At 71.2% G+C, this 19,675-nt stretch carries 19 protein-coding genes; 12 read left to right on the top strand and 7 right to left on the bottom strand.

The window, feature by feature from the left end; translation table 11 throughout:
* Positions 1-66 precede the first annotated feature (66 nt).
* Positions 67-1,347 carry a DUF222 domain-containing protein gene (locus tag ACLJOK_RS08340; protein ID WP_410817356.1) on the top strand — a complete coding sequence of 427 codons (1,281 nt, stop codon included), beginning with the start codon at positions 67-69 and terminating at the stop codon, positions 1,345-1,347.
* Positions 1,347-2,927, top strand: coding sequence for a DHA2 family efflux MFS transporter permease subunit (locus ACLJOK_RS08345; protein WP_410817357.1), 1,581 nt, complete (start codon positions 1,347-1,349; stop codon positions 2,925-2,927). Before ACLJOK_RS08340 ends, ACLJOK_RS08345 begins: the two co-directional genes overlap by 1 nt.
* A 54-nt stretch (positions 2,928-2,981) precedes the next feature.
* Here the strand turns inward: ACLJOK_RS08345 and ACLJOK_RS08350 are convergent, their stop codons facing one another.
* From ACLJOK_RS08350 to ACLJOK_RS08365, 4 genes are all read right to left on the bottom strand, one after another.
* Positions 2,982-3,443 (bottom strand): DUF5709 domain-containing protein, encoded by a 462-nt coding sequence (locus ACLJOK_RS08350; RefSeq protein ID WP_355423851.1) that lies wholly within the window; start codon positions 3,441-3,443, stop codon positions 2,982-2,984.
* Between the two features lie 121 nt (positions 3,444-3,564).
* Positions 3,565-4,449 carry an alpha/beta fold hydrolase gene (locus ACLJOK_RS08355; RefSeq protein WP_410817359.1) on the bottom strand — a complete coding sequence of 295 codons (885 nt, stop codon included), beginning with the start codon at positions 4,447-4,449 and terminating at the stop codon, positions 3,565-3,567.
* 113 nt (positions 4,450-4,562) lie between these two features.
* Positions 4,563-5,486 carry an RNA polymerase sigma factor gene (locus ACLJOK_RS08360; RefSeq protein ID WP_410817360.1) on the bottom strand — a complete coding sequence of 308 codons (924 nt, stop codon included), beginning with the start codon at positions 5,484-5,486 and terminating at the stop codon, positions 4,563-4,565.
* Positions 5,487-5,581: 95 nt separating this feature from the next.
* Positions 5,582-6,550, bottom strand: a complete 969-nt coding sequence (locus ACLJOK_RS08365) for a helix-turn-helix transcriptional regulator (RefSeq protein WP_410817362.1) — start codon at positions 6,548-6,550, stop codon at positions 5,582-5,584.
* A 62-nt stretch (positions 6,551-6,612) separates the two neighbouring features.
* On the opposite strand from ACLJOK_RS08365, the gene ACLJOK_RS08370 reads away from it, so the two are divergent.
* The 3 genes from ACLJOK_RS08370 to ACLJOK_RS08380 are packed head-to-tail and all read left to right on the top strand — an operon-like array spanning position 6,613 to position 9,690.
* Entirely contained in the window at positions 6,613-7,746 is a 1,134-nt protein-coding gene (locus tag ACLJOK_RS08370; protein ID WP_410817364.1) for an epoxide hydrolase family protein, read from the top strand.
* Entirely contained in the window at positions 7,743-8,888 is a 1,146-nt protein-coding gene (locus tag ACLJOK_RS08375; RefSeq protein ID WP_410817366.1) for a winged helix DNA-binding domain-containing protein, read from the top strand. Before ACLJOK_RS08370 ends, ACLJOK_RS08375 begins: the two co-directional genes overlap by 4 nt.
* A 37-nt stretch (positions 8,889-8,925) precedes the next feature.
* Entirely contained in the window at positions 8,926-9,690 is a 765-nt protein-coding gene (locus ACLJOK_RS08380; protein ID WP_410817367.1) for a YqjF family protein, read from the top strand.
* Here the strand turns inward: ACLJOK_RS08380 and ACLJOK_RS08385 are convergent.
* The gene (locus ACLJOK_RS08385; protein WP_410817369.1) at positions 9,684-10,661 is read right to left on the bottom strand and encodes an aldo/keto reductase; all 978 of its coding nucleotides are present in this window, start codon (positions 10,659-10,661) and stop codon (positions 9,684-9,686) included. The genes ACLJOK_RS08380 and ACLJOK_RS08385 overlap by 7 nt on opposite strands.
* Positions 10,662-10,775: 114 nt before the next feature.
* Between ACLJOK_RS08385 and ACLJOK_RS08390 the strand changes: the two genes are divergently transcribed.
* Positions 10,776-11,396, top strand: coding sequence for a dihydrofolate reductase family protein (locus tag ACLJOK_RS08390; RefSeq protein WP_410817370.1), 621 nt, complete (start codon positions 10,776-10,778; stop codon positions 11,394-11,396).
* A gap of 173 nt (positions 11,397-11,569) precedes the next feature.
* Here ACLJOK_RS08390 and ACLJOK_RS08395 read toward each other — a convergent pair whose 3' ends face one another.
* Positions 11,570-11,980 carry a VOC family protein gene (locus tag ACLJOK_RS08395; protein ID WP_410817371.1) on the bottom strand — a complete coding sequence of 137 codons (411 nt, stop codon included), beginning with the start codon at positions 11,978-11,980 and terminating at the stop codon, positions 11,570-11,572.
* Positions 11,981-12,088: 108 nt separating this feature from the next.
* On the opposite strand from ACLJOK_RS08395, the gene ACLJOK_RS08400 reads away from it, so the two are divergent.
* The 4 genes from ACLJOK_RS08400 to ACLJOK_RS08415 all read left to right on the top strand — a co-directional run bounded on the left by ACLJOK_RS08400 (position 12,089) and on the right by ACLJOK_RS08415 (position 15,151).
* Positions 12,089-12,439: an ArsR/SmtB family transcription factor gene (locus ACLJOK_RS08400; RefSeq protein WP_410817372.1), complete on the top strand. Its 351-nt coding sequence runs from the start codon at positions 12,089-12,091 to the stop codon at positions 12,437-12,439.
* Positions 12,436-12,918 carry an SRPBCC family protein gene (locus tag ACLJOK_RS08405; RefSeq protein ID WP_410817374.1) on the top strand — a complete coding sequence of 161 codons (483 nt, stop codon included), beginning with the start codon at positions 12,436-12,438 and terminating at the stop codon, positions 12,916-12,918. The genes ACLJOK_RS08400 and ACLJOK_RS08405 overlap by 4 nt, the downstream gene beginning before the upstream one ends.
* A gap of 109 nt (positions 12,919-13,027) precedes the next feature.
* Complete coding sequence (locus tag ACLJOK_RS08410) at positions 13,028-13,630, top strand: dihydrofolate reductase family protein (RefSeq protein ID WP_410817376.1); 603 nt, start codon at positions 13,028-13,030, stop codon at positions 13,628-13,630.
* A gap of 168 nt (positions 13,631-13,798) precedes the next feature.
* Positions 13,799-15,151 (top strand): cellulase family glycosylhydrolase, encoded by a 1,353-nt coding sequence (locus tag ACLJOK_RS08415; RefSeq protein ID WP_410817377.1) that lies wholly within the window; start codon positions 13,799-13,801, stop codon positions 15,149-15,151.
* A 124-nt stretch (positions 15,152-15,275) separates the two neighbouring features.
* Here the strand turns inward: ACLJOK_RS08415 and ACLJOK_RS08420 are convergent, their stop codons facing one another.
* Positions 15,276-16,220: a GlxA family transcriptional regulator gene (locus ACLJOK_RS08420; protein ID WP_410817378.1), complete on the bottom strand. Its 945-nt coding sequence runs from the start codon at positions 16,218-16,220 to the stop codon at positions 15,276-15,278.
* A gap of 53 nt (positions 16,221-16,273) precedes the next feature.
* On the opposite strand from ACLJOK_RS08420, the gene ACLJOK_RS08425 reads away from it, so the two are divergent.
* The gene (locus ACLJOK_RS08425) at positions 16,274-16,846 is read left to right on the top strand and encodes a DJ-1/PfpI family protein (protein WP_410817380.1); all 573 of its coding nucleotides are present in this window, start codon (positions 16,274-16,276) and stop codon (positions 16,844-16,846) included.
* 113 nt (positions 16,847-16,959) lie between these two features.
* Entirely contained in the window at positions 16,960-19,629 is a 2,670-nt protein-coding gene (locus ACLJOK_RS08430) for a glutamate--cysteine ligase (RefSeq protein WP_410817382.1), read from the top strand.
* Positions 19,630-19,675: the final 46 nt, after the last annotated feature.

The following is a 19,675-nucleotide window of genomic DNA, read 5'->3' on the forward strand; positions in this document are numbered from 1 at the left end:
CCGGTCTTGGCAGTCGGATCGATCATGATGGCTGAAAGTGTCGTACACCTGTTCTAGGTTCGGGTCGTGGTCGAAGAGTTGACGCAGGCAGAGGGCGCCGTTGCGGCCTGTGCCGATGCGGCCACCTGGGCGCAGTCCGAGGGCGATCTGATCGCCGCGCTCGACACCGCGTACCGCATCGAGCAGCGTCTCGCCGCGGTGAAGCTGGCCCTGATCCGTGAGCTTGACGGCCGAGGCACCGCTACCACGCACGGCGCCTCCTCCACCGCGGTCTGGCTCCGCGGACGGTTACGCCTCACCATCCCGGCCGCCCGCCGTCTCGTCGACCTCGCCGCCGTCCTGGACACCGGCAACCCTGGGGTACGTCACGCACTGGCCGATGGTCACATCACCGTGGACCAGGCCCGGGTCATCGCCGACACTGTCGACAGCGTGCAGACCGCCGCCGGTCCCGAGGCCGCCGACAAGGCCCTCGGAGTGCTCGTCGAGTGGGCCGGGCAGTTCGATCCCACCCTCTTACGCAAACTCAGCACCCGCATCCTCGACCACGTCGCACCCGACATCGCCGACGCCGCCGCCAAAGCCGCCTTGGAGGCCGAGGCCCGCCGCGCCACCCGCGACCGGCACCTCACCCTCTCCACCCTCACTGACGGCCGCCTGCGACTCACCGGCATCCTCGACAGCGAGACCGCCGGGCTGCTCCGCGCCGCCATCGATCCACTCAGCGCACCTACCGGCCCTGACGACCAACGCTGCGCCGGGCACCGCCGGCACGACGCTCTCAGGGACGTGTGCCGCCTCGCCCTGCGCACCGGCGAGTTGCCCGAGCACGGCGGTGATTCCGCCCAGATCGTCGTCACCACCAGCTACGACGGGTTGACCCGGCAACTGGGCAGCGGCACCCTCGACACCGGCCTGCACCTCACACCCGAGGCCGTGCGCCGTCTCGCCTGCGACGCCGCAATCCTTCCCGCCGTCCTCAGCGGAGCCGGCCAACCACTCGACCTCGGCCGACAACGCCGTCTCATCACCGGCCCCATCCGGCGAGCTCTGGTGCTCCGGGACGGGGGCTGCGCCTTCCCGGGCTGCGACCGACCACCGCGCTCGTGCGACGCCCATGGCTCGCGGCTCTGCCGGCTGATTGCCGCCCCGACGTCCGGCCACAGTCGCACGGCCGATCGGATACGCGGCCGGGCCGTCACAAAATCCGGCGGCGAATCGTCACAGCTGGCGGTTAGTCTTCCTGCGCGCGTCGTCGTCCTGGCACCTCGCGCCCCGCGCCCGGTTGGCGCGGCATCGCCGCCACCGCCCACCATCGGCCGGCTCAATCGACTTCAGGAGAGTTAGTGACACAGCAATCCCTCGCGACCTCGGACAAACTCGACGGCGCGGTGCTCAAGGTGGCCGGCGTCGTGGTCCTTGGCGCGATCATGTCGATCCTCGACGTGACGGTGGTCAGCGTGGCGCTGCCCAAATTCCAGAGCGAGTTCGACGCGTCCTACGCCCGCGTCGCCTGGACCATGACCGCCTACACCCTGGCTCTCGCCACAGTGATCCCGCTCAGCGGGTGGGCGGCGGACCGGTTCGGCACCAAACGGCTCTACATGGTGGCGCTGGCTCTGTTCACGATCGGGTCGGGGCTCTGCGCCATGGCCGACACGATCGGCGAACTGATCGGTTACCGGGTCCTTCAGGGCCTCGGTGGCGGCATGCTCATGCCGCTGGGCATGACCATCATGACGCGGGCGGCCGGGCCGCACCGGATCGGCCGGTTGATGGCCGTCCTCGGCATCCCGATGCTGCTGGGGCCGATCGGCGGCCCGATCCTCGGCGGCTGGCTGATCGACACGGCGAGCTGGCACTGGATCTTCCTGATCAACCTGCCGATCGGTGTTATCGCCCTGATCTACGCGCAGGTCGCGCTGCCGAAGGACGCGCCCGAGCCGTCCGAGTCGTTCGACTTCGTCGGCATGCTCATGCTCTCGCCGGGCCTCGCCCTCTTCCTCTACGGCGTCTCGTCCCTGCCGGAGACGGGCTCCTTCGCCGAGACCAAGGTCTGGGCCCCGATGCTGGTCGGCGGCGCGCTGGTGGTGGCGTTCGTGCTCTACTCGTTCAAGCCCCGGCACCCGCTGCTCGACCTGCGGCTGTTCCGCAACCGCAGCCTGACCATCGCGTCGGTGACGATGTTCGTGTTCATCATCGCGTTCATGGGCGCCGGGCTGCTGTTCCCGAGCTACTTCCTCCAGGTGCGCGGTGAGTCGACGCTGGCCGCCGGTCTGCTGATGGCCCCGCAGGGCATCGGCGCGATGATCACCATGCCGATCGCCGGCACGCTCGCCGACCGGGTGCCGATCGGGCGGACCGTCCCGTTCGCGCTGGGGCTCATCGTCATCGGGTTCTTCGGCTTCACCCAGGTCGACCCGCAGACCTCGTACTGGCTGCTCGGTGGGTCGCTGTTCGTCATGGGCCTGGGCATGGGCGGCACGATGATGCCGATCATGACGTCGGCACTGCGGACATTGTCGGCCAACGACGTGGCGCGCGGCTCGACGCTGGTCAACATCCTCCAGCAGATCGGCGGGTCGGTCGGTGCCGCCGTGATGTCGGTGATCCTCACCAACGAGCTGAACGGCTCCCGGCCGATCCCCGGCCTGGTGGACGAGAGCGGCAAGCCGATCACCGAGGCCGGGCTGGCCATCGCCTCCCAGCAGCGCCCAGAGTTGCTTCAGCAGATGCCGGTGGACCCGTCGCTCATCGAGCGCGGGCTCGACTTCGCCGCCAAGTCGTTCGCCAGCACGTTCTGGGTCGCCTTCGCGCTGGTAGTGCTCACGATCATCCCGGCGGCGTTCCTGCCGCGCCGACGTCAGCCGGCGCAGCTCGACGACCCGCAGGGCGAGCAGGTCAGGACGCCCGTCGTCATCCACTGACCGACACCACCGCGCTCGGCACCCGGTGAGGTGCCGAGCGCGGCGGGCACGGCGTCAGCGCAACGGACCGTCGCCGGGCCCGTCCGGGTCCTCGACCAGGTGGATCGCCGCTTCCTCCGCGCTGGCGGCACCCGCGTCGATGCCGGCGTCCCACGCCACCGACTCGGCCTCGTCGTCCTCTCGGACGCCCTCGTCGTAGGCGACGAGGCGGCCGGCGCGCGCCTCCGCCTCGTACCCCCGGCGGGTCAGCTCGTCCTCGTCGTCGCCACCCTCGGCGTACGGGTCGACATCCGGCACCTCCTGGGCGAGGTGTTGCTCCAGGGACTCGCCAGCCCGCTCCTCGGCCGGCGTGGTGCCAAACCGGTTTGCCGCCGTCCAGTGGTCCTCGGCGATGATGCCGGTGTCGAGGGGGTCGCCGACCCGGTCGTCGTCGAGGGTGTCGGAGGCGTCCAGGACGCCGTCGTCCTCGGCCACGTTCCACTCGTCGACGGAATCCATCCGTTCGGTCTGGCTCACGGCGGTCTCCTCTTCGTCACGGTGCAGCAAAGCGCTCAGCCTATGACCGTGCAACGCGTCTGCACCCCGAGGCCTGCCCGCTGTGACGAACGGACCTCGGGGCGGGCGGCGCCGCGGTGAATCAACGCTTCAGCAACTCCGCCACGGCGTCGGTGAACTCCACCGGCTGCTCGATGTGCGCGAAGTGTCCGCTTCGCTTCAACGTCACCAGCCGCGAGTTCGGAAGCCCCGCGTGCAACTGCTCGGCCCAGCGGGGGCCACAGATGAAGTCGTACGCCCCGACGATCACCACGACGGGCACGGTGATCTCAGCGAGGTTTCCCCGCACGTCGAAGGGCGTGGGGTCCTGCGCGCCGGCCGGCGTCGCCCAGATCCGGACGGCCGCCTGGAACGGGGCGAACTCGTCCTGTCGGCCCCAGAAGTCCGCGAAGTACACCGGCAGTGCGGCGCGCAGAGCGGCCCCCAACGACTCGTCGTCCGTCGCGCCGCCGATTTGCGCGAAGGCAGCCGGGACCGCCGCCGCCTCCGGCCGGTCCGGGTGCCGCTGCGGGTAGGCGGCGAGGCCGGCCATGGCCTCGCCCCAGAACTCGGCGCCGGTGACGGGCGAGGTGTCGTACAGGGCGAGGCCGGCGATTCGGTCCGGGTGGGCGAGCGCGTACCGCTGGACGACGAAACCGCCGTGCGAGTGCCCGAGGAGGTACACCCGGGGTTCGTCGAGGTGCTCGACGACGGCGTGCAGGAACCGGACATACGTGTCGAGACGGTAATCGTCGGCGTTGTCGAGCTGCCCCGACGCTCCAGTGCCCACGGGCTCGACGTAGACCATTGTGAAGTGCGTCTCAAGGCTGGGCGTCCGCAGGTACGCCCACTCGATGCCCGGGCCGCCGGAGTGCGCCACGCAGACCGGGCCGGTGCCGGCGACGTGGTAGACCTGCCGAACGCCATCCACTGTGAACGTGTGGGCACCGGGTGCGAGGGCGCTGACGTCGTGGCTGGTGGAACCCATGAACTATCTCCCGATCCGAGACCCGCGCGGCGTCCGCCGACACGGCAACTGGTGCATGACAGGGACCAGATGCGCGGGTCGAGGTAAAAGTTCGCTCGGTCGGGGGAGTTCTTTCAGGCCAGCGCCGGGACGGGGTGGAAAAGGGTGAGCTGGCGTACCCGGCCCTCGCGCAGCACCTGCAACCACAGCGCCGCGGGTGGGCAGTGCTCCGGGTCGTCGGGTGGGCTGATCAGGTCGGTCTCCCAGATCAGCACGTCGCCGCTGGCCGCCACGTTGCGCAACCGTTGACGTACCCCGGCGGCCAGGTCGCGGTTCATGCCACTGATCGCCAGGTCACGGCCACCGCGCGGGCCGCCGGGCACGATCATCTCGGCGTCCGGCCACCAGCTGTCGCGGACTACCCGCTCGAAGTCGCCGCCCATCGCCGTGGTGATCATGTCGCGGCCCTCCCGCCACCGCGAGTCGTTCGAGGCGGCGACGTCCGCGTGCGCCGCGTCCGCCGCCGTCCGCAGGCCACCGGCGAGCGTCCGGCGGGCGTGGCTGAGGCGGCTGCGGACGGTGCCGACCGGCACGCCGCACACGGCCGCGATCTGCTCGTACGAGGACGCGTCGCTGAAGTACCGCAGCAGGGTGACGAGCCGGTCAGGTTCGGACAGTTGCCCGATGGAGTGCCACACCCAGTCGCGCATCGCGGCCCGGTCCAGTGCCTCCTCCGGGGTGGGTGTGTCGGCGGGACGGGTGAACCATTCGGGTTCGGCGACCGGGACAGCTCTGGGCCCGCGCAACGCCATCCGGCTGTTGTTGCGGACGATGGCCCGCAACCAGGGGCCGACGGCGTTCGGGTCGCGGACCTCGCCGATGCGACGCAGGGCGACGACCATCGTGTCCTGCACCGCGTCCTCGGCGTCCGGCCCGTAACCGAGGACGCTCAGCGCGACGGCCCGCATCCCGGCTTCGTGCCGGGCCAGCAGCGCCCCCAGCGCGGCCGCGTCTCCCGCCTGCGCGAGCACGACCAGCTCCCCGTCGCTCTGCGTCACGCCCAGTTCCTCCCCGAAACGCCTGTTCTGAACGCTTGTGCTCCATCAAGCGTACGGCGATCCGGCGTGCCGATGCCCCGGGCCGGTTGGCCGTCCTACGCTGCGGACGAGCTGGCGGCGCGGGTCGCGCGGGTGCCGATCTGCCGCAGGTGCGCGATCAACTCCGGCGGCTCGTGCACCTCCATGTCGCAACCGAGGGTCAGCAGGCGCCATGCCAGCCACTCCAGAGTGTCGGCGTTGCTGCGTAGCCGGCACGAGGTCGCGTCGATCGGCTCCAGCTCGACGCCGGCGCCACCGAGCGGGCCCGCCATCCGCTCGATCGGCGCGTGCAGCGTCACCACCGCCCGGTAGACGGGCGTCAGCTCCAGCAGCTTCTCCGTCATGAACGAGGCGGCGTCGGACGCCGGCAGTTGCCGGGCCGCGACCCGGGTCCGGGTGGGCCGCAGGTCGGTGATCCGGTCGAGCCGGAAGATCCGCCAGTCGTCGCGGTCGTTGTCGTAGCTCACCAGATACCAGCGCCGGCCCGCCGACACCAGCTTGTACGGCTCGACGAGCCGTTCGGTGTCCACGCCGTCGCGACGGCGGTAGGTGAACCGCAGTTGCTCCCGGTTGTTGACGGCGGCGGCCAGCGCGCTCAGGTGTTCCGGGTCGACAGTCGGTCGGTCCCAGGTGAGCAGCGGCTCGGTGGCCGCGCCCAGCGTGCTGACGCGGTGGCGCAGCCGGGACGGCAGCACCTGTTCGAGCTTTGCCAGCGCCCGTACCGAGGCCTCCTCGATGCCGGCCACCGCGTGACGGGCGGCGGTGCGCAGACCGACAGCGATCGCCACCGCCTCGTCGTCGTCGAGCAGCAGCGGCGGCATCGCCTTGCCGGCGACCAGGCGGTATCCGCCGATCGCGCCCATCGTCGCCTGCACCGGGTAGCCGAGGTCGCGCAATCGCTCCACGTCGCGGCGGATGGTGCGCAGGCTGACGCCGAGCCGGGTGGCCAGCTCGCTGCCGGGCCACTCGCGGGGCGTCTGCAACAGCGACAGCAGGCCCAGCAGTCGGGCGGGGGTGTCGGACATGACTCCAGAATGCCAGCGATGTGTGCCAGAACCTGTCCTATATGGCCCGTAGCGTTCCCGGCATGACGCCATTTCGCATCGACATTCCGCAGGCGGACCTCGATGACCTGCGTGACCGGCTCTCCCGCACCCGGTGGCCACGCTCGTTGCCCGGCACCGGCTGGAGCCGCGGCGTGCCGGCGGAGTACCTGCGCGAGCTGACCGAGTACTGGGCGAATGGTTACGACTGGCGGGCCCACGAGGCGCGTCTGAACGACTTCCCCCAGCTCGTCACCGAGATCGACGGCTTGGACGTGCACGTGCTGCACGTCCGCTCGCCGGAGCCGGACGCGCTGCCGTTGTTGCTGACACACGGCTGGCCGAACTCCGTGGTCGAGTTCACTGAGCTGATCGGCCCGCTGTCCGATCCGCGCGCTCATGGCGGGGATCCCGCGCAGGCGTTTCACGTGGTGGTGCCGTCGGTGCCCGGCTACGGTCTCTCGCAGGCGCCGCCGGCCGGGTTCACGATCGACCGGCTCGCCCGGATGTGGGTCGAGCTGATGGCCCGCCTCGGCTACCACCGCTACGGCACCCAGGGCGGCGACCTCGGTGCGTACGTCGCGCCACGGGTGGCGGCGGTGGCGCCGGAGCAGGTGGTGGGCGTGCACATCGACGGCGGGTTCGGGTTTCCGACCGCCGCCGACGTGCCGAACATGAGCGCGGCGGAACGCGCCGAGTGGGAGCAGATGCAGCAGTGGATGAGCGGTGGCGTCGACCATCACGCGCTGCTGCGGGCAGCGCCGCAGACCTTCTCGTACGCCTGGAGCGACTCGCCGGTCGGGCTGCTGGCCTGGATGATGCAGAAGTTCAAGGAGTTCACCATGACGGTGCCGACGCCGGAGCAGGCCATCGACCGGGACCACCTGCTCACCAATGTGAGCCTCTACTGGTTCACCGGCACGTCGGGAACGTCATCGTGGCCCATGTACGAGCGACTCACCGTCGCCGACGACGGCGGCTTCGCCTGGCCCACCGGCCAGCGGCGGGTGCCGTCCGGCGTGTACGGCGGCGGCTCCGCGCTGATGCGCCGCCTCGCCGAGCGAGACAACACCATCGTCCACTGGCCGCAGGGCAACCCGGGCAGCCACTTCGTGGCGATGGATGAGCCGCTGGCGCACGCCGCGGACATTCGCGCGTTCTTCGAGGGCTTGCGATGACCGAGCTGAGCTGGGCGCCGGTGTCCGCCCGACGGCTTGCGCGACACCGGCTCCGCGCACCGGCACCGGACGCCGGTAGCGTCGCCGACGTGGTGTCGGCGATCTGCGGCGCGCATGCCCAGATCGCGTCGGCCGCCGAGCTGTCCATCGGGCTGCGGGTGCCGGGCACGACCCGCGCGTTGGTACGCCGGGCACTGTGGACGGATCGCACCCTGGTCAAGACCCGTGGGCCACGCGGGACGGTGCACCTGCTCGCCGCGGCGGACCTGCCGATGTGGGTCGGCGCCCTGACCGCGTTGCCGGCGCCGTCCTGGGAGCGGAGCGTGGTCCTGCTGACGCCCCGGCAGACCGAGCAGGTCCTCGCGGCCATCGCCGACGCGGTCGCCGAGGCCGACCTGACCACCGTCGAGCTGACCGAGGAGATCGTCGCCCGTACCGGCCCGTGGGCGGGCGACCTGGTGATGGAGGCGTTCCAGGACAAGTGGCCCCGGTGGATCGCCGCGATGACCGCCGCCACCCGGGGCGGAGTGGTCTGCTTCGGCCCAAATCGCGGTCGGGCCAGCACATACACCAGCCCGACCCGGTGGCTGCCCGACTTCGCGCCGATGCCCGGTCCCGACGCCCTGGCCGCCCTCGTCCGCAGCTATCTGTACGCGTACGGGCCGGCCACCCCGGCACAGTTCGCCCGGTGGCTGGCGGTGCCGCCGGGGTGGGCGACGTCGCTGTTCGACTCGCTCGACCTGACCGAGGTGACGGTGGAGGGCACCCGGGCCTGGGTGACCGCCGGCGACGCCGAATTCCCCGACGACCGGCCGTCCGGGTTGCGGCTCCTGCCGTACTTCGACGCGTACGCGGTCGGCTGCCACCCCCGCGAACGGCTCTTCCCCGGTGCCGCCGCCGAGCGGGCGCTCGCCGGTGGCCAGGCCGGCAACTATCCGGTGCTGCTGGTCGACGGGGTGGTCGCCGGCGTGTGGCATCAACGCCGCTCCGGCCGCTCGATCCGTGTCACAGTCGAGCCGCTGCGGACGCTCGGTGCCGCCCAGCAGCGGGCCTTGCAGGAGGAGGTCGAGCGGGTCGGCGAGATCCTGGAGGGCAGGGCGTCGCTGACCATCGGCACCGTCAGTGTCGGTCCGCACGCCTGAGGTTACGCCGGCCCACCGCTTGGGCCACGATGGGAGCGTGCACCCCGAACCGGTCGACCACGCGCCCCGGCAGGCGTTCCCCTGGGCGCTCCTGCGCCAGCGCTGGGAGGACCTCACCTTCCTGCACTGGGAGGTCGCTCCGGAAGTCGTCGCGCCGTTGCTGCCCGCCGGCACCCGCCCGGACACCGTGGACGGGGTCAGCTACGTGGGCCTGATCGGCTTCCGGATGGTCGGGCTGGGCTTCGGCCGTGGCCCGGGGGTGCCGTACTTCGGCACCTTCTGGGAAACGAACGTCCGGCTCTACTCGGTCGACGACGCCGGCCGCCGAGCGGTCGTGTTCCGGTCGCTCGACGCGTCCCGCCTTCTGCCGGTGCTGGTGGCGCGGGCGACGCTGCGCCTGCCGTACCTCTGGTCGTCGATGCGGTTGGATCGCGACGGCGACCGTCGCTCCTACCGCTGCCGGCGGCGCTGGCCGGGGCCGGCGGGCGCGACGAGCCGGATGGTGGTGCGGGTGGGGGAGCGGATCGTCGAGCCGACCCCGCTCGAACACTTCCTCACCGCCCGCTGGGGGCTGCACACCCGGGCGTACGGGCGCACGCTGCACCTGCCGAACTGGCATCCGAGCTGGCCGCTGCACCGGGCCGAGGTGCTGCACCTGGATGACGAGTTGGTCGCCGCCGCCGGGCTGCCGGCACCGGTCGGACCGCCGGTCAGCGTGCTCTACTCGCCAGGTGTCGGGGTCAGGTTCGGCCCGCCGGTGGCGGCCCGGCCGCCTGGTGCCGGGCCGCCGGAGTCTCAGTAGCGGCCACCCTCGGGTGCGGGCAGCGCGTCCAGGTCGGCCAGGTCCTCGGCGCTGAGCCGCACGTCAGCGGCCGCGCAGTTGTCCACCAGGTACTTCGGGGTCTTGGTGCCAGGGATCGGGATGACCTGGTCACCCTGGGCGACCACCCACGCGAGGGCGACCTGCGCGGGGCTGAAGCCGGCCCGGTCGGCGATCTCCCGGACCCGGGCCACGATGGCGAGGTTGGCGCGCAGCGCGTCCTGCTGGAAGCGCGGCAGGCCGCGCCGGAAGTCGTCGGCGGGCAGGTCGTCGAACGAGGTGAACCGCCCGGCGAGGAAGCCGCGACCGAGTGGGGAGAACGGCAGGAAGGCGACCCTCTGCTCGGCGCAGTACGGCAACACCTCGGTCAACGGGTCGCGCGTCCACAGCGACAGCTCGGACTGCACCGAGGCCACCGGGTGCACCGCCTGAGCCCGCACGATCTGCGCGACAGTCACCTCGGACAGCCCGATCTGCCGGGCCTTGCCCGCCGCAATGACCTCGGCCATCGCACCCCAGGACTCCTCGATGGGCACCTCCGGGTCGACCCGGTGCAGCTGGTAGAGGTCGACGTGGTCGGTGCCGAGCCGGCGCAGGCTCTCGTCGATCGCCGCGCGGATGTGCTCCGGGCGGCCGTTGTTGCCGATCTTCGGTGAGTTGCCGGGGCCGCCGGTGGGTGAGGTGGCCACCAGGCCGACCTTCGTGGCCAGCACGGCCCGTTCCCGGTGACCGCCGGCCAGCGCCCGCCCGACCAGCTCCTCGTTGGTGTACGGCCCGTACACGTCCGACGTGTCGATCAGCGTCGCGCCCAGGTCCAGTGCCTGTCGGATGACGGAGATCGACGTGTCGTCGTCGCGAGGGCCGGTGATGTCATAGCCGTGGCTCATGCCCATGCAGCCGAGGCCGATGACGCCGACCTCGGGTCCGGTGCTGCCCAGCGTGGTGGTTCGCATGCGCCCCACGCTACGACCGGCGCGGACGGACCGCACTCGCGGTGGCGGTTCAGTAGGGTCGGGTCGGTTGTGTTGACTGCTGTCTCTGTCCTGCGACTGGGAAGGAGCCGCGAGGTGGCAAGCAAGCTGGTGGTGGGGACGTTCCTGTCCCTGGACGGTGTGATGCAGGGCCCCGGCGGCCCCGGCGAGGACGACTCGAACGGATTCCCGCACGGCGGGTGGCTGCCGCCGCACGTGGACGAGGGGTTCGGCGAGATCATGGGCGACGTGTTCGAGCGGGCGGACGCGATGCTGCTGGGTCGCAAGTCCTATGACACCCTCTCCGCGCACTGGCCCAACGTCGCCGACGAGGACGGCGGCGCGAAGATCAACAGCATGCCGAAGTACGTGGCGACGCGCAGCCCGATGACCGCCGACTGGCGCAACACCGAGGTCCTGGTCGGTGAGGCCGCCGAGACCGTCGCCGCGCTCAAGCGGCGCACCGACGGCGAGCTGCTCGTGCAGGGCAGCAGCGACCTGCTGCGTACGCTGCAGACGGCGGGGCTGGTCGACGAGTACCGCCTGCTGATCTTCCCGGTCGTCCTCGGCCAGGGGAAGCGACTCTTCGCCGAGGGGGCCGCCCCGGCGGGGCTGCGGTTGACCGGCTCGCGCACCACTGAGGCCGGCGTCGTCTACGCCACGTACGCCGTGGCGGGCGAGCCCCCGTACGGCAGCGTCCTGCAAGCGCCATCGTGAACCATGTTCGTGACTTTGGGTGGCACGACCACGACCACGACTACGACGGCGTCGCAGCGCTGTGGATCGGGACGGACGGGATGTGCTGCCCTGCGCCGAGCTGACGGCGAAGCTGACGCGGGATCCGCAGCTGTTCCTGGTCGCCGAGGTCGACCAGGCTTCGCGTCGACCCCTCAGGACTTCAACTGGGTGAAGCGGACGCTGTTGCCGAAGGGGTCGCGCAGGGCGCAGTCGATCCCGTAGAAGCGATCCGTGGGTTCCTCGGTGAACTCGACGCCCCGACCCAGCAGCGTTTCATAGGTCTTGCGGCAGTCGTCGGTGGCGAAGATGAGCGAGCCGCCCATCGCGCCCTTGGTGACCAGGGCTCGGACCTGTTGGGCGGTCTCCTCGGACATCGCCGGTGGGCCGGGCTTCTCCAGCAGGATCTGGCGGCCCGGTTCCCCGGGGACGTTGACGGTCAGCCAGCGCATGAAGCCCATGTCGACGTCGGCGTTGACCTCCAGGCCGAGCTTGCCGACGTAGAAGTCGAGGGCCTCGTCCTGGTCGAGGACGTAGATCTGTGAGTGCGTGATCGCGGTGAACATGCAGTTCACGCTATGGGGGGCTCAGGCGGACCGCTTCTCCAAAACTGCTCACTGACCCGGGCGGTCCAGGTTTGACTTCGGTCGTGCGGCGGTGCAATAGTTAGGTATATGCCTAAGCATTTGGACGGGTCGGGCGGCGGTCTGGATGGTGTGTTCCACGCGCTCTCCGACCCCACGCGCCGCCAGGTCGTGGAGCGCCTCGCTCAGGGGCCGGCCACGACCAGCGACCTGGCTCGTCCGTTTGACATGGCACTCCCGTCGTTCACCCAGCACCTGCACGTCCTCGAGCGCGCCGGTCTGGTGACTTCGGAAAAAACGGGCCGGGTGCGCACCTACCGGCTCGTACCCCAGCCGTTGGACCACCTCGACACCTGGCTCGCCGCGCAGCGCACGCGATGGACCCGACGCCTGGACCAACTCGACGCACTTCTCTACGACCTCAAGGAGCAACAGCCATGACCGTCTACACGGTGAACCCCGAGCTCGACCTCGTCCTGGAGCGCACCGTCGACGTGGCGCCCGAGCTGGTCTGGCGGGCCTGGACCACGCCCGAGCTGCTCATGCAGTGGTTCACTCCGAAGCCGTGGTCGACCGTCGCCTGCGAAATCGACCTGCGGCCTGGCGGCAGGTTCGACAACACGATGCGCTCGCCCGAGGGCCAGGAGTTTCCGCACAGCGGGTGCATCCTGGTGGCTGAGGAGGGCAAGACGCTGGTCTTCACCTCCGCGCTCGGCCCTGGCTTCCGCCCGCAGATCGTCCAGGAGGGTTTCGCGTTCACCGCGGTGATTCGGATCGAGCCCGACGGCACTGGCACGAAGTACACCGCCATCGCCATCCACCCCGACGCGGCGGCGAAGAAGTCGCACGAGGAGATGGGCTTCCACGAGGGCTGGGGCGCGGCCCTGGACCAGCTGGTCGACCTGATGAAGTCCCACTGAGCTGTCGTCAAAAATTGGGCGGACGTGTCGAGGACGGGCCGCCGGCTTCGACCATGTGGTGAAGGGCCGGCCGCACCGGACGGCGCCACGCAGACCAGGGAGCAATTCGATGACGAAGGTGACGACCGGGGCGACGATGTCGTTGGACGGCTACATCGCGGACGCGTCCCACGGGGGCTTCGAGTATCTCTTCGAGTGGTACACCAATGGCGACGTCGAGACGCCGACGGCCAACCCCAAGATGACCTTTCGGACGTCCGCCGCGAGCGCCCGGCACCTGCGGGCGCTCACCGAGCGGACCGGCGCGCTCGTCGTCGGCCGGCGACTGTTCGACATGACCAAAGGGTGGGGTGGCCGGCATCCGATGGACCTGCCCGTCGTGGTGGTCACGCACAGCGTGCCGGAGGGTTGGGAGCCGGAGAGCGACTCCTTCGTCTTCGTCACCGACGGCATCGAGAGCGCCATCGCCCGAGCGAAGGCGATCGCCGGCGACAAGGAGGTCGGTGTCAACGGCGGCACCATCGCCGCCCAGGTCGTCGAGGCCGGCCTGCTCGACGAGGTGCACGTCGATCTCGTTCCGGTCCTGCTCGGCGCCGGCATCCCGCTCTTCGCCGACCTGAAGATCGCGCCGCTTCAGCTGGACGGCCCGTTCAGCGTCGTCGAGGGCGACGGCGTCACCCACCTGGCCTACCGGGTACGTCCAGCGGCCTGAACGCAGCGGGGACCGGCCCGAGCGGGGCCGGTCCCCGTTGCGGGGCGCTGGTGTCGACCCCCCCCGGGGCCAGTGCCGCCGCCTTGCCCCCATAGGCATCGATCGATATTGTGCGCTCAGGCGCCGCCCCGCCTCAGACCACCACCGTCGATCCGAAGCGGGTTCCGCATGCGCACACTGAGACTTGTCACGACCCTGGCCGTCGCCGGCCTGCTCGCCGGTGGGGTGGCAGTGGTCGCCGCCACACCGGCCAGCGCGGCCACCGCCGTGTTCTCCGTGACGAACAACTGGGGCAACGGCTACCAGGGGCAGGTCACCGTCACCAACGACACCTCCGCACCGATCACCAGCTGGCGGGTCGAGTTCGACCTGCCGTCCTCCTCGACCGTCAGCCAGTCGTGGAACACGCAGCAGACGACCTCGGGCAGCCACTACACCTTCGCCAACGTGTCCTGGAACGGCACCCTCGCCGCCGGCGCCTCCACCTCGTTCGGCTTCCTCGTCAACGGCACCGGCACCCCGCTCAACTGCACAGTGAACGGCGCGTCCTGCGCCGGCGGCCCGCCCCCGACCACGCCGCCCCCGACCACCCCGCCGCCCACCACCCCTCCGCCGACCACCGGCACGCCGGTCGAGCGGCACGGGCAACTGCGGGTCTGCGGCACCACGATGTGCGACAGGTCCGGCGCTCGGGTGCAGCTGCGGGGCATCAGCAGCATGTGGCTCAACTGGGAGACCGCCCCGTACGCCGAGAACCTCTCCGCGTTGACCTGGATGCGCGACAACTGGAACCTCCAGGTGATCCGCGCGGCCATGGGCGTGGAGCCGGCGGGGGCGTACCTCAGTGACCCGACCAGGGCGCGCGCCCAGGTGGAGACCATCATCAACAACGCGGTCACCGCCGGGGTCTACGTGATCGTCGACTGGCATGCGCACGAGGCGCAGAACAACCAGTCCCAGGCGGTGGCGTTCTTCGGTGACCTGGCCCGCCGGTACGGCCACCTGCCCAACGTCATCTGGGAGCCCTACAACGAGCCGCTCCAGGTCAGCTGGACCAACGTCATCAAGCCGTACCACCAGGCGGTGGTGTCCGCGATCCGCGCCGCCGACCCGGACAACATCGTCGTGCTCGGCACCCCGACCTGGTCACAGGACGTGGACATCGCGGCGGCCAGCCCGGTCACCGGCACCAACCTGATGTACACCCTGCACTTCTACTCCTGCACGCACGGGGCGTCGCTGCGCGCCAAGGGTGACGCGGCGATCCGCGCGGGTCTGGCGCTGTTCGTCACGGAGTGGGGCGCCAGTAACGCCGATGGCGGCCTCGACGGCCGGGCCTGCCTGCCCGAGGCGCAGTCCTGGATCGACTGGATGAAGGCGAACGGCATCTCCTGGACGGCCTGGAAGCTCGACGTCGGCACCGACACCACCAACCTGCTCAGCCCGGGAGCGCCGGTGACCGGCGGGTGGACCAACTACCTGCACGGCCACGCGCCGTTCGTGGTGGCGAACATGAGGTGATCCCGGCCGCTCCTTGACCGTGATTGATCGAATCGAGACTGCTGATGTCGGGGTGTCCAGGCCGGCGGGGCACCCCGACATCGCCGACCACCATCACGACCGCGCCACGGCCGCCGCCGAGGGGTCACTGTGTGAAAGCCCGCCGGTAGGCGGTAGGAGTGGTGGCGAAGGCCCGCTGGAAATGCGCACGGAGGTTCGTTGCCGTGCCCAGGCCGGTGCGCCGTGCGACCTCGTCGATGGTGATCCCGCCGTTCTCCAGCAGGGTGCAGGCGGCGCGCAGCCGTTGCTGGATCAGCCATGCTCGTGGGCTCATCCGGAACCGACTCTGAAAGGCGCGGTGCAGCGTACGGCTGGACATCACACCCTGCCGGGCAAGGTCCGCGACGGTGATCGGGCGGTGCAGGTTGCTGCTCGCCCAGGTGACGACGCCGGCCAACTCGTCGCCCTCACCCGGATCGGCGACCGGGATGAACTGGGCCTGGCCGCCGGCTCGGTGCAGCGGTGTGACCATGTGGCGGGCCCGTTGGATGGCGGCAGCCTGCCCGTGGTCGCGGCCGACGAGGTAGAGGCACATGTCCAGACCGGCGGCGAGTCCGGCGCTGGTGATCACCTCGCCTTCGTCGACGTACAGCGCACTCGCGTCCACCGATACCTGTGGGTGCTCATGGGCGAGCGCGTCGGCGTGCGCCCAGTGGGTCGTCGCGCGGCGGTCGTCGAGCAGACCGGCCTGGGCCAGCGCGAAGGCGCCGGTGCAGATCGACGCGATGCGGGCGCCACGACCGTGTGCCTGCCGCAGCGCATCGAGAGCACGCGGCGGTGCCGGACCACGGCGGAATCCGGGCACGATCACCGTGTCGGCGTCGTCGAGCGCGTCGAGCGTTGCGGCGACGGTCAGCTCCAGGCCCGCTGTGGTGGTGGAGACCGAACCACCGTCCAGTGCGCACACCGTCATCGCGTACCGGCCGTGGCCCTCGTGGCCGAAGACCTGCGTCGCGATTGTCAGATCGAAGGCGACGACCGTCGGCAGGGCGAGGACGGCGACCCGATGCGTGGCGGGTTTCTTACGCATGGTGGCAAGGATGCCACTCGCCGCAGCCCGGTCGGCCGGAGATCCTGGGCCGTATGCGAATCGAGATCGTGGTGTTCGACGGCTTCGACGAACTGGACGTCTTCGGGCCGTTCGAGGTGTTGTCGATGGCCGGCTTCGACGTGGCGCTGGTCGCCGTCGAACGATCGGGGCTGGTCACCAGCATGCGTGGTGTGCAACTCCAGGTGCCCGAGGTGCTGAGTCAGGCCGACGGCGTGATCGTCCCGGGTGGCGGATGGCTGAACCGGGCCCCCGAGGGTTCCTGGGCGCAGGCGCAGCGCGCTGTCCTCCCGGCGAAGCTGGCCGCACTGGCGCCATCGGCGCGGTGGATGGCGTCGGTGTGCACCGGAGCGCTGCTACTCGCCGCCGCCGGCCTGCTGACCGGTCGGCGGGCGACCACCAACCGCAACGCATACGACGAGTTGCGCGCCCACGACGTCACAGTCCTCGACGAGCGGGTCGTCGACGACGGTGACCGGGTAACCGCTGGCGCGCTCTCGGCCGGCCTCGATCTGGGGCTGTGGCTCACGGAACGGGAACTCGGCGCCGCCACCGCCGATCGGGTCGCCGCAACCATCGAATACCGGCCACACACCCGCACTCGCTGAGCAGCGCGGACAGAACGGGCGCGTCACCTTAACGCGTCGGAAACACCCCCGGTACCAACCCTGGGAACGCTCGTCGGACAGTCGAGACCACCGACACGCGAACCGGGGTGACCATGGCCGACAACACCACGAACGCGCCGACGTACGACGAGCCGGTGGGCCGGTCCGGCAACGGCCGGACGCTGCCCACCCCCCGTACGAACCCGGTCCTGTCGCTGGACGACGGCGACCCGGCGGACCTGGCCACGATCGGGGTGGAGGAGGAGTTCCACGTCGTCGACCTGCACACCCGGGAGTTGGTGCCCCGCGCCGGGGAGTTGCTCGACCGGCTGCCGGCGGCCTCGTTCACCGCCGAGCTGCACCGCAGCGTGGTGGAGACCAACACCGCGGTCTGCCGCACCCTGGACGAGATCCGCGCCGAGCTGACCCGGCTGCGTCAGGCGGCCGTCCAGGTCGCCGACCGGGCCGGTCTGGGCATCGTGGCGGCCGGTACGGTGCCGCTGCGCGCCGACGGCGACGCCAGCGTCACCCCCACCTCCCGCTACCGGCGGATGCTCGACGAGTACCAGTTGCTCGCCCGGGAGCAGTTGATCTGCGGCGCGCAGGTGCACGTCGGCGTCTCCGACCGGGACCTGGCGGTGGCGGTCACCCGTCGGGTCCAGCCGTGGCTGCCGGTGCTGCTCGCCCTCTCCACCAGCTCGCCGTACTGGATGGGCCAGGACAGCGGCTACGCCAGCGTCCGCTCGCTGGTCTGGCAGCGCTGGCCCACCGCCGGCGACCCGGGCGAGGTGACCAGCGCCGCGGACCACGAGGCGCTGGTCGCCGAGCTGATCTCTTCCGAGACCATCACCGACCCCGCCATGATCTATTTCGATGTCCGGCCGTCGGCGCACGTGCCCACAGTGGAGCTGCGGATCACCGACGCCAACGCCGACGTGGAGACCATCGTCCTGCTCACCGGCCTGTTCCGGGCGCTCGTCCGGCGGGAGGTCGCAGCCCTGCGCGCCGGGGTGGAACGCACGGCCGTACGACCACCGGTGCTGCGCGCCGCCGTGTGGCGGGCCGCCCGCTCCGGGTTGGAAGGTGACCTGCTGGACCTGCCCCGCTCGGCCCGACCGGTGCCGGCCGCCCAGGCGGTCCGCCGCCTGGTGACCGACCTGCGCCCACAGTTGGAGGCGACCGGGGACTGGGAGCAGGTCAGCGAGCTGACCCGGTACGCGCTGGAACGCGGCAGCTCCGCCGCCCGGCAGCGGCGGGCGTACGAGCGACGGGGCCGGTTGGCCGACGTGGTCGACCTGCTGCTCGACGAGACCCGGGGCCGGGTCCGGGGTCCGCTGCCGGGCGCGCCGACACCGCCGGCGTTGCCCACGTACGCCGACGCCGGCGACGAGGTCTTCGGCCCGGCCGGACCGCAACCGGCGTACGCCCCGATGCTCGCGGCCCTACGCCAGCTCGGCGCCGGCGCCCTACGTCAACGCGAACACGACCGGGACGAGGAGCAGCGGGCCCGGGGCGTGACGTTCAGCGTGGCCGGCGAGGCGAGCACCCGGCTCTTCCCGGTCGACCTGGTGCCCCGGGTCGTGCCCGCCGCCGACTGGCGGACCCTGCGTACCGGCCTGGTGCAACGCGCCCGCGCCCTCGACGCGTTCCTGCGCGACGTCTACTCCGACCGGGCCGTGGTGGCCGACGGCGTGGTGCCGGCGTGGGTGGTGGAGTCCTCACCCGGGCTGCGCCCGACCGGGGCGCTGATGGGCCGGCGGGGCACCCGCGCCCAGGTGTCCGGCACCGACCTCGTCCGGGACCCGGACGGCGGCTGGTACGTGCTGGAGGACAACCTGCGGGTGCCCTCCGGGATCGGCTATGCGGTGCAGAACCGTCGGCTGACCCAGGCGGTGCTGCCGGAGCTGCCGGTGCCGGAGGATCTGCTGCCCGCCGACGAGACGCCGGCAATGCTGTACCGGGCGCTGGTCGCCGCCGCGCCCGCCGCGGCCGACGACCCCGCCGTGGTGGTGCTCAGCAGCGGCCCCGGTGATCCGGCGTGGTTCGAGCATCGGTTGCTCGCCGACGAGATGGGTGTGCCGCTGACCGAGACCAGCGACCTGCTGGTGGAAGAGGGCCGGGTCCGGCTGGTCCGCGAGGGCTGCCGCCGCGAGGTCGACGTGATCTACCTGCGGATGGACGAGGAGGCGCTGCTGCACGCGCCGGGCGCGGACGGGGTGCCGCTGGGGTGGCCGCTGCTCGCCGCGGTACACGCCGGTCGGCTCACGCTGGCCAACGCGCTGGGCAACGGTGTCGGTGACGACAAGGCGCTGTACGCGTACGTGCCCCGGCTGATCGAGTACTACCTGGGCGAGAAACCGCTGCTCGGGGACGTGCCGACGTACCTGTGTGGGCTGCCCGAGCAGCGGGCCGAGGTGCTGGGCCGGCTCGACGAGTTGGTGCTCAAGCCGGTCGACGGGTACGGGGGTGACCGGGTGGTGATCGGCCCCCGCGCCGAGGCGGAGGAGCTGGACGCCGTCCGGGAGCAGATCCTCGCGGCCCCGCACCGGTGGATCGCCCAGGAGATGATCGCGCTGACCACCCACCCGGTCTTCGACGGCACGGCGCTGGCTCCCCGCCACGTCGACCTGCGGGCGTTCGTGTTCCTCGGTGACACCGCCGAGGTCGCGCCGGTGGCGCTGACCCGGGTGGCGCCGGCCGGCAGCATGATCGTCAACTCGTCGCGCGGCGGGGGGTCGAAGGACACCTGGCTGCTCGGTGGGGCCGACGAACCGTCGGCGTAACCGACGCTTGACCCACCCGTCATCGGGACGCAACCCGGTCCGCCAA

Source organism: Micromonospora sp. 050-3 (assembly GCF_046549335.1).
Taxonomy (GTDB): domain Bacteria; phylum Actinomycetota; class Actinomycetes; order Mycobacteriales; family Micromonosporaceae; genus Micromonospora; species Micromonospora trifolii.